This is a genomic window from Arthrobacter sp. Dra40 (assembly GCF_059091905.1).
The window spans coordinates 21,007-28,931 of sequence record NZ_JBNHHB010000063.1; the positions used below are offsets into that span (position 1 = coordinate 21,007).

General features: G+C 65.9%; 8 protein-coding genes and 1 pseudogene. 1 reads left to right on the forward strand and 8 read right to left on the reverse strand.

Translation table 11 applies throughout. The annotated features are described in order from the left end of the window. Position 1: 1 nt before the first annotated feature. The 6 genes from AC5RWT_RS20775 to truB all read right to left on the reverse strand — a co-directional run bounded on the left by AC5RWT_RS20775 (position 2) and on the right by truB (position 5,779). The gene (locus AC5RWT_RS20775) at positions 2–2,254 is read right to left on the reverse strand and encodes a polyribonucleotide nucleotidyltransferase (RefSeq protein ID WP_494044905.1); all 2,253 of its coding nucleotides are present in this window, start codon (positions 2,252–2,254) and stop codon (positions 2–4) included. Positions 2,255–2,566: 312 nt separating this feature from the next. Continuing rightward, positions 2,567–2,836 (reverse strand): 30S ribosomal protein S15, encoded by a 270-nt coding sequence (gene rpsO, locus AC5RWT_RS20780; protein ID WP_127511731.1) that lies wholly within the window; start codon positions 2,834–2,836, stop codon positions 2,567–2,569. 162 nt (positions 2,837–2,998) lie between these two features. Next, the gene (locus AC5RWT_RS20785) at positions 2,999–4,030 is read right to left on the reverse strand and encodes a bifunctional riboflavin kinase/FAD synthetase (RefSeq protein WP_494044814.1); all 1,032 of its coding nucleotides are present in this window, start codon (positions 4,028–4,030) and stop codon (positions 2,999–3,001) included. Continuing rightward, positions 4,030–4,503: a hypothetical protein gene (locus tag AC5RWT_RS20790; protein WP_494081820.1), complete on the reverse strand. Its 474-nt coding sequence runs from the start codon at positions 4,501–4,503 to the stop codon at positions 4,030–4,032. The genes AC5RWT_RS20785 and AC5RWT_RS20790 overlap by 1 nt, the downstream gene beginning before the upstream one ends. Then, positions 4,500–4,874, reverse strand: coding sequence for a hypothetical protein (locus AC5RWT_RS20795; RefSeq protein ID WP_494081821.1), 375 nt, complete (start codon positions 4,872–4,874; stop codon positions 4,500–4,502). The genes AC5RWT_RS20790 and AC5RWT_RS20795 overlap by 4 nt, the downstream gene beginning before the upstream one ends. After that, positions 4,871–5,779, reverse strand: coding sequence for a tRNA pseudouridine(55) synthase TruB (truB, locus tag AC5RWT_RS20800; RefSeq protein WP_494081822.1), 909 nt, complete (start codon positions 5,777–5,779; stop codon positions 4,871–4,873). Before truB ends, AC5RWT_RS20795 begins: the two co-directional genes overlap by 4 nt. Before the next feature lie 251 nt (positions 5,780–6,030). On the opposite strand from truB, the gene AC5RWT_RS20805 reads away from it, so the two are divergent. Further along, positions 6,031–7,152: a ScyD/ScyE family protein gene (locus AC5RWT_RS20805; RefSeq protein WP_494081823.1), complete on the forward strand. Its 1,122-nt coding sequence runs from the start codon at positions 6,031–6,033 to the stop codon at positions 7,150–7,152. A gap of 75 nt (positions 7,153–7,227) precedes the next feature. On the opposite strand, the gene rbfA is transcribed toward AC5RWT_RS20805, so the two are convergent. Then, entirely contained in the window at positions 7,228–7,689 is a 462-nt protein-coding gene (rbfA, locus tag AC5RWT_RS20810) for a 30S ribosome-binding factor RbfA (RefSeq protein WP_353918830.1), read from the reverse strand. A gap of 83 nt (positions 7,690–7,772) precedes the next feature. Continuing rightward, positions 7,773–7,925: pseudogene (locus AC5RWT_RS20815) on the reverse strand (EF-Tu/IF-2/RF-3 family GTPase); the annotation flags it as partial.

A 7,925-nucleotide genomic window follows, 5' to 3' on the forward strand; every position in this document is an offset into this window, starting at 1 on the left:
TTTACTCGGCCGAGGCCTCTTCGGCTACCGCTTCTTCAGCTGCAGCCTCGTCAGCGACCACCGGAGCCAGCGACAGCTTGCCGCGGTCGTCGATCTTGGTGATCTCGACCTGGACCTTTTGGCCCACCGACACCACGTCGTCGACGTTGTCCACGCGCTTCCCGCCGGCCAGCTTGCGCAGCTCGGAGATGTGCAGCAGCCCGTCCTTGCCCGGGGTCAGCGACACGAAGGCACCGAAGGTGGTGGTCTTCACGACCGTGCCCAGGTACCGCTCGCCCACCTCGGGGATCTGCGGGTTGGCGATCGCGTTCACTGCGGCGCGGGCGGCCTCGGCGGCCGTACCGTCGGTGGCGCCGATCAGCACCGTGCCGTCATCTTCGATGGAGATGTCAGCGCCGGTGTCCTCCTGGATCTGGTTGATCATCTTGCCCTTGGGGCCGATGACCTCGCCGATCTTGTCCACGGGGATCTTGACCGAGATGATCCGCGGGGCGAACTCGCTCATTTCGTCCGGCTGGTCGATCGCGGCATTGATCACGCCGAGGATGTGCAGCCGGGCCTCGCGGGCCTGCTTCAGCGCGGCGGCCAGCACCGAGGCCGGGATTCCGTCGAGCTTGGTGTCCAGCTGGATGGCCGTGACGAACTCCGAGGTACCTGCCACCTTGAAGTCCATGTCGCCGAACGCATCCTCTGCGCCCAGGATGTCCGTCAGCGCCGCGTAGCGCGTCTCGCCGTCCACCTGGTCGGAGACCAGGCCCATGGCGATACCGGCCACCGGGGCCTTCAGCGGCACACCGGCGTTGAGCATGGACAGCGTGGAGGCGCAGACCGAGCCCATCGAGGTGGAGCCGTTGGAGCTCAGGGCCTCGGAGACCTGGCGGATGGCGTACGGGAACTCTTCACGCGACGGCAGCACCGGCACCAGCGCCCGCTCGGCCAGCGCGCCGTGGCCGATTTCGCGGCGCTTGGGCGAACCCACGCGGCCGGTTTCACCGGTGGAGTACGGCGGGAAGTTGTAGTTGTGCATGTACCGCTTGCGGGTGACCGGTGAGAGCGAGTCGATCTGCTGTTCCATCTTCAGCATGTTCAGCGTGGTGACGCCCAGGATCTGGGTTTCGCCGCGCTCGAAGATGGCCGAACCGTGGACGCGGGGCAGGACTTCCACTTCAGCGGTGAGCTTGCGGATGTCGCTGAGGCCGCGGCCGTCGATGCGGACCTGGTCCGTGAGGATGCGCTGGCGCACTACCTTCTTGGTGACCGAGTTGAAGGCTGCGGAGATTTCCTTCTCCCGGCCGTTGAACTCGGCGGTTTCGGTGCCGGCGAGCTGGGCCACAACCTCGGCCTTGAAGGCGTCGGCGGCGTCGTTGCGCTCCTGCTTGTCGGCGATCGAGAAGATCTCGGTCAGCTTGGCGGCGGCAGCGGACTCGACGGCGGCGAAGGCGTCGTCCTCGTAGTCGCGGAAGATCGGGAACTCGACGGTCGGCTTGGCGGCCCGTGCCGCCAGATCAGCCTGTGCGTCGCAGAGCGCGCGGATGAACGGCTTGGCCGCTTCCAGGCCCTCGGCCACAACCTCTTCGGTGGGGGCGGTGGCGCCCTCTTCCTTGATCAGGTTCCAGGCGTTGTCGGTTGCCTCGGCCTCGACCATCATGATCGCAATGTCATCGCCGTCGGCGCCGCCGGCAATACGGCCAGCCACCACCATGCTGAACACGGCGCGTTCCAGCTCGGAGTGCTTCGGGAAGGCTACCCACTGGCCGTCCACCAGTGCCACGCGGACACCGCCGATCGGACCCGAGAAGGGCAGGCCGGACAACTGGGTGGACATGGACGAGGCGTTGATTGCCACGACGTCGTACAGCACATCCGGGTTGATCGCCAGCACGGTGACCACGATCTGGACCTCGTTGCGCAGGCCCTTGACGAAGGCCGGGCGCAGCGGACGGTCCATCAGGCGGCAGGCCAGGATCGCTTCCGTGGACGGACGGCCTTCGCGGCGGAAGAACGAGCCCGGGATGCGGCCGGCGGCGTACATGCGCTCTTCCACATCGACGGTCAGCGGGAAGAAGTCGAAGCCTTCGCGCGGGGACTTGCCCGCCGTCGTGGCTGACAGCAGGGCGGTGTCTTCGTCGATGTAGACCATCGCCGAGCCGGCTGCCTGCTGGGCAACGCGGCCGGTTTCGAACCGGATCACGCGCTGGCCGTAGCGGCCGTTATCAATGACCGCTTCTGAGAACTGAATTTCGGGACCCTCCAAGAGAGTCACCTCCGTTTCTTCGAGTGTGCGGAGGCTGCCGGTATCTGCCCAGACCTGCAGGCCGCTTGTCGGCCAGCCTGCCTGTACGCCACCCGGTCTTCGATCGAGACCTACGGGCTGCCCAAGGGGCGTCCCGGAGGCCACTACCGAGGACCGCGAATGCCGCGATACCGGAAGTCTCCAGTTGATGTAGTTATCGCCCAGCGGTTTCCCGCTGACCGTCTCCTGCCGTGCCCGAAGGGGCGAGGTAGGAAAAAGGCGGCTCTTCTGTTCCCTTGTTGCGGTGAACGGAAGAGCCGCCTCCTTCACCGACTAGCGGCGCAGGCCGAGGCGCTCGATGAGCGTACGGTAGCGCGTGATGTCGGTTTCACGCAGGTAGGTGAGCATACGACGGCGACGGCCGACCAAGGCCATCAGGCCGCGGCGGGTGTGGTGGTCGTGCTTGTGCATCTTCAGGTGTTCGGTCAGGTCGGAGATGCGACGGGACAGAACTGCGATCTGTACCTCGGGGGAACCCGTGTCGCCCTCGTGCGTGGCGTATTCCTTGATGATTTCCTGCTTGAGCGCGGCGTCTAATGCCACAATAACTCCTAGAAGTTGTGCCGTGAGGCCCGAGTCAGCACTTCGCTGCCGGGGGCTCCGTACTTTCCGCCGGCAGCCAGGGGCTGCCGGTAGCTGAGCACAGAGGGATATAGCCGCCACGGACCGCAGCCGAATCCACCGGCAAGTTTACCTGTTGCGGACTCAGTCTGTCGAAAGCAGGCTTCGGGTACGCGCGACGTCGTCGTGCATTTGGGCGATCAACGCCTCGGGGCCGGTGTAGGCCACCATGCCGCGCAGCCGCTGCACGAATTCGACCACGACCTGCTGGCCGTACAGATTGAAGTCATCGGTGCTCTCCTGCGGCCGGTCAATGACGTGCGCCTCGACCCGGCGGCTGGCCCCTTCGAAGGTGGGGTTCGAGCCCACCGAGATGGCGGCAGGCCACCTGGTACCGCGCTGGTCCACCAGCCAGCCGGCGTACACGCCGTCGGCCGGGATCAGCCCGGATGAATGCTTGGACAGGTTCGCGGTGGGAAAGCCGAGTTCGCGCCCGCGGGCGTCGCCGTGCACCACTTCACCGCGCATCCGGTGGGTCCGCCCGAGCACTTCCGCCGCCATCGCCACATCACCGGCGGCCAGCGCCTCACGCACCCAGGACGACGAGCAGCGCCGGCTGCCGTCGGCGCCACCATCCGCATCGGCTTCGTATTCGTCGACGACCTCGACGGCGAAGCCGAACTGGCGCCCGAGTTCCTGCATCGTGGTCACATCGCCTGCGTTGTTCTTGCCGAAGCGCGTATCGTGTCCGATCACGACGGCCGTTGCGCCAAGGGTCTCGACGAAGACGTTGCGGACGAACTGCTCGGGTGTCTCGCCGGCCAGCTCCAGCGTGTAGGTCATCATCAGCAGGCCATCCAGTCCGCTGGCTGCCAAGGCCTCGACCCTGTCCTCCAGCCCCATGATCAGCTGCGGGGCTGCGTCCGGCCGGTGCACCTGGGAAGGATGCGGATCGAAGGAAATGGCCACGGCGTGCGCCTCACGGGCGGCGGCCGTCTCCACCAGTCGGCGCAGCACCTGCTGGTGGCCGCGGTGCACGCCGTCGAAGTTGCCCAGTGTCACCACTGATGGACCAAAGCCACGGGGTACGTCGGCCAGGTCTTTCCAGTAGTGCACAGTTAACTCCTCGTTGGTTGGGCCGTGAACGGTTGCGGCCCCGCGCCGGGCCCCTTCCATTATGGACGATCTTCCGACGGCTTCTGCCCGGCGGCCGGCCGGTGCCGCCAGAGCCACCAGAGACCGACCACCGGGAGCACCAGCGGAATGTAACCGTAGCCCTGGCCGAAGCCGGACCACACGGTGTCCTGCGGAAGCAGTTCCGGGTCCAGCAGGCTGAGGAGTCCGACGGCGACGACGCCCAAGAGTTCGATGCCCACGGCGGCCACGGACAGCCAGTAGGAGCGGATTCCGGACTTGGTCAGCGTAATGGTCGCCAGGATGTAGACGACGGCGGCCAAGGCGGAGAGCAAGTAGGCCACCGGTGCCTCGTCGAATTTGGTGGCGATCTGGTAGCCCGCCCGTGCGGTGGCGGACAGCGCAAAGACGCCGTAGACCGCCACGAGCAGGCGGCCGAAACCGGTGGCCCGGCGTGCTACCTCGTTCGTGTCCTCGGCCCGCTGGGCTGGCTGTTGTTCCCGGCCGGCTTTCATGCGGCGATTGCTCCGTCCCAAATCTGTTCCATCCTTACCAGCATCACGAAGACGGTCAGGGCGGCGGCGCCCAGCACCAGGTTGCTCCACCGGCTGCGGTCGGTGATTGACCACCAGAAGGCCGCCACCGGCACCAGCAGCGCGGTGATCAGGTAACCCCAGAATTCCCAGGTCTCCCCGGCAACGCTCTCCCCGGACACCTGCCGGATGATGCCCGCCACTGCGTAGAACAGCAGGAACAGCTCCACGGCGGCCAGCGAGAGAATTGTAATGTCATTCGGCCCGTGTTTCAGGATGGCCGCAACCACGCAAATGATGGCAGCCAGCAGCGTGACCACCGCGCCCGCGATGAAGAACCCGTCGACGATCACTTGTCTGCCGCCTCGTTTCCCGGTGCGAACACCAGCAGCGGCTTGGCCTGCGAATCGGTGTCTTCCAGCAGCGCTACCAGTGACCCATCCGGGGCGAACGCGGCGGTGGCGCCCGCTTCTCCCCCGGCCGGAATCCGCCGACCGTGAGAGACGTCGTCGGCTTCCGCGGCGCTGAGTTCACGGGCGGGGAACAACACCCTGGCGGCCTCATCCAGGGCCGTCACCTGCAGGTTATCGGCCAGTTGTTCCAGCGTGGATGCGTCTTCGATCCGGAATGGCCCCACCCGGGTCCGCCGGAGTGCGGTCAAATGCCCGCCGACGCCCAGACGCTCCCCTAGATCGCGGGCCAGGGCACGAATATAGGTCCCCGACGAACATTCAACGGTCGCGTCCACGTCCTGCACCTTTCCGCCGCGCTCGCGCCGGATGCCGTGGATCTCGAACCGGTGGATGGTGACCGGCCGGGCCGGCAGCGACACTTCCTGGCCGGAACGGACGCGGGCATAGGACCGCTGGCCGTTGACCTTGATGGCCGAGACGCTGCTCGGCACTTGCTGGATGTCGCCGGTCAGCGCGGCGACGCCTTCACGAATTTGTTGTTCCGTCACGGCCGCGGCGATGGTTTCCGCAGTGACATCGCCCTCGGCGTCGTCAGTCACCGTCGACTGTCCCAGGCGGATGGTCGCGTCATAGGTTTTGGTGGCACCGACAATGTAGGTCAGCAGCCGGGTTGCCTTGTTGACACCGATCACCAGGACGCCGGTGGCCATCGGGTCCAGGGTGCCAGCGTGGCCGACCTTCCGGGTTCCGGCCAGCCGGCGCATGCGTCCAACCACATCATGGCTGGTCCACCCCTGCGGCTTGTCGACAAGTATCAGTCCGGAGCGGAGCAGGCCAGAAGTCACGCCTTTCAGTATATGGCGTCCCGGCTGCGGGTCCGCTCCCCGGCTTAAAGCATGAATCGTTGACACCCCGTGCGGGCCGGAATACCTTGAGCTCACTGCGTGCCGCACTCGGCCTGAGGGGAAGGTCAGCAAGGGGAATGTGAGCGGGTGGGCACGGTCGCCTTTTCGGCATCACTTGCGCTTTACTCCAGTCATTCCATCGATCTGCGAGACATCTGAGGTGCCCCGCGGCTTCTTGCAGGAGCCCATCCGTGAAAAGACACAAACTCTATGTTGCCCTGCCCTTGCTGCTTGGCTTATCGCTCAACACCGGCTTGGCACCGGCATCATCCGCCGACCGCAACAGTACTAAGCCACCGGCGGCCACCACGCATGCCGACGGCCTGCTGTCCCCGCTGAGCCTTGCTGCCGGACGGCAGGGGCTCTTCGTGACCCAGAACTTCGCCGGCCTCGTGAACAAGTTTCGGTCCCACGGCGATCCCAAGGCGTTGTACGGTTCCGGCGGCCCCGAGGTCGGGTCCGTCTCCCTCTACAAGGACACGGTCTACTTTTCCGAAGGCGGCGGCGGGGTGGAGGGGCAGCCGAACATGCAGTGGATCAAGTCACTGGACAACCACCGCAAGGCCACGCCGAAAAAGATCGCGGATGTGGCCGCCTACGAGTCCAAACGGAATCCGGACGGCAGGGTGACTTACGGTTTCCGCGATGTGCGGGACCAAGAGTGCCTGGGCCGGATTCCCGAGGGGATCCCGGCCAAGTACAAGGGACAGGTCGACTCGCATGCCTACGCAACCGCCGCCACCGAGCGCAGTATCTACGTGGCCGACGCCGGCGCCAACGCGATCCTGAAGGTGGACAAGCACAGTAGGCGGGTCAGCACCGTGGCCGTGCTGCCGGCGGCATCCTTCAGAGTCAGCGCTGTGCTGGCCGCGGGCATGGGCCTGCCGGACTGCGTGGTCGGCGAGAGGTACTATCTGGAACCGGTGCCCACGGACGTAGAACTCGGCGAGCACGGCTGGCTCTACGTCACGTCCTTGCCGGGCGGTCCGGAAGACGGGAGCCTCGGGGCGTTGGGCCGCGTGTTCAAGGTCCACTCCGAAACCGGCAAAGTCATGCAGTTGGCCAGCGGCTTCTCCGGCGCCACGAATTTGGCTGTCAGTTCACGGGGCGATATCTATGTAGCCGAGATGTTCGGCAACAAGATCTCCGTGGTGAAGAAGGGTAACCACAAGGCGCGGACGTTCCTCGAGACGACCACCCCCGGCGCCCTGGAGATTCACGACAACCGTCTCTACGTCACGACCCACGCCCTGCCCGACTTCGGCGGGCAGGCCCCGCCGGCGGGAAAGCTCATCAAGATCAGGCTGCGCTGACGCCGGAGGGAACGGGCAGAACAAACGACGGTGGGCCACCCGCGCAGAGCAGGTGGCCCGTCGTGCAGTGGATGGTTACTCCGGGCGCGACTCGCTACCGGATTCGTCCTCGTCCTCGTCACCGGGCTTGCGGTAGGGATCCTCTCCCCCGGCGAAGGCGGCTCCTTCGGCCATCGCCGCGACCTCGGCGTCCTTGGCCTTCGCGGTCCGCAACAGTTCCTCCAGATGGCTGGCGTTCACCGGGATCTCGTCCGGGACGAATTCCAGCGTGGGCGTCAGCCGGGCGGTGATGTTCCGGCCCACTTCCGCCCGCAGGACGCCCTTGGCGGATTCAAGTGCCTTGCGGGTGCCGTCCTGCTCTTCGTCGTTGCCGAAGACCGTGTAGTAGACGGTGGCGTGCTGCAGGTCGTTGGTCACCCGGGCGTCTGTGATGGTCACAAACCCGAGGCGTGGATCCTTGACCCGGCGCTCGAGCGCCTGGGCCACCACGACCTTGATCCGGTCGGCCATTTTGGCGGCGCGTGCTGGGTCTGCCATGACCCCTCCTCAATTCTCGTGATGATGGCGGAACAACGGGCGCCCGGCGGCGATGCCACCAGACGCCCGCTGCAAGCCGACTGCTAGACGCGCGGCTTTTCGCGCATTTCGAAGGTCTCGATGATGTCGCCTTCCTTGAGGTCGTTGAACGACCCAAGTCCGATACCACATTCGAATCCTTCGCGGACCTCGGTCGCGTCGTCCTTGAACCGCTTGAGCGAATCGACGGTGAGGTT

Bases quoted from the DNA above. Each gene is read 5' to 3' on its own strand.
- AC5RWT_RS20785 (WP_494044814.1), bottom strand. From the start codon at position 4,030: ATGGAAGGGGCCCGGCGCGGGGCCGCAACCGTTCACGGCCCAACCAAC.
- AC5RWT_RS20790 (WP_494081820.1), bottom strand. From the start codon at position 4,503: ATGAAAGCCGGCCGGGAACAACAGCCAGCCCAGCGGGCCGAGGACACG.
- rbfA (WP_353918830.1), bottom strand. From the start codon at position 7,689: ATGGCAGACCCAGCACGCGCCGCCAAAATGGCCGACCGGATCAAGGTC.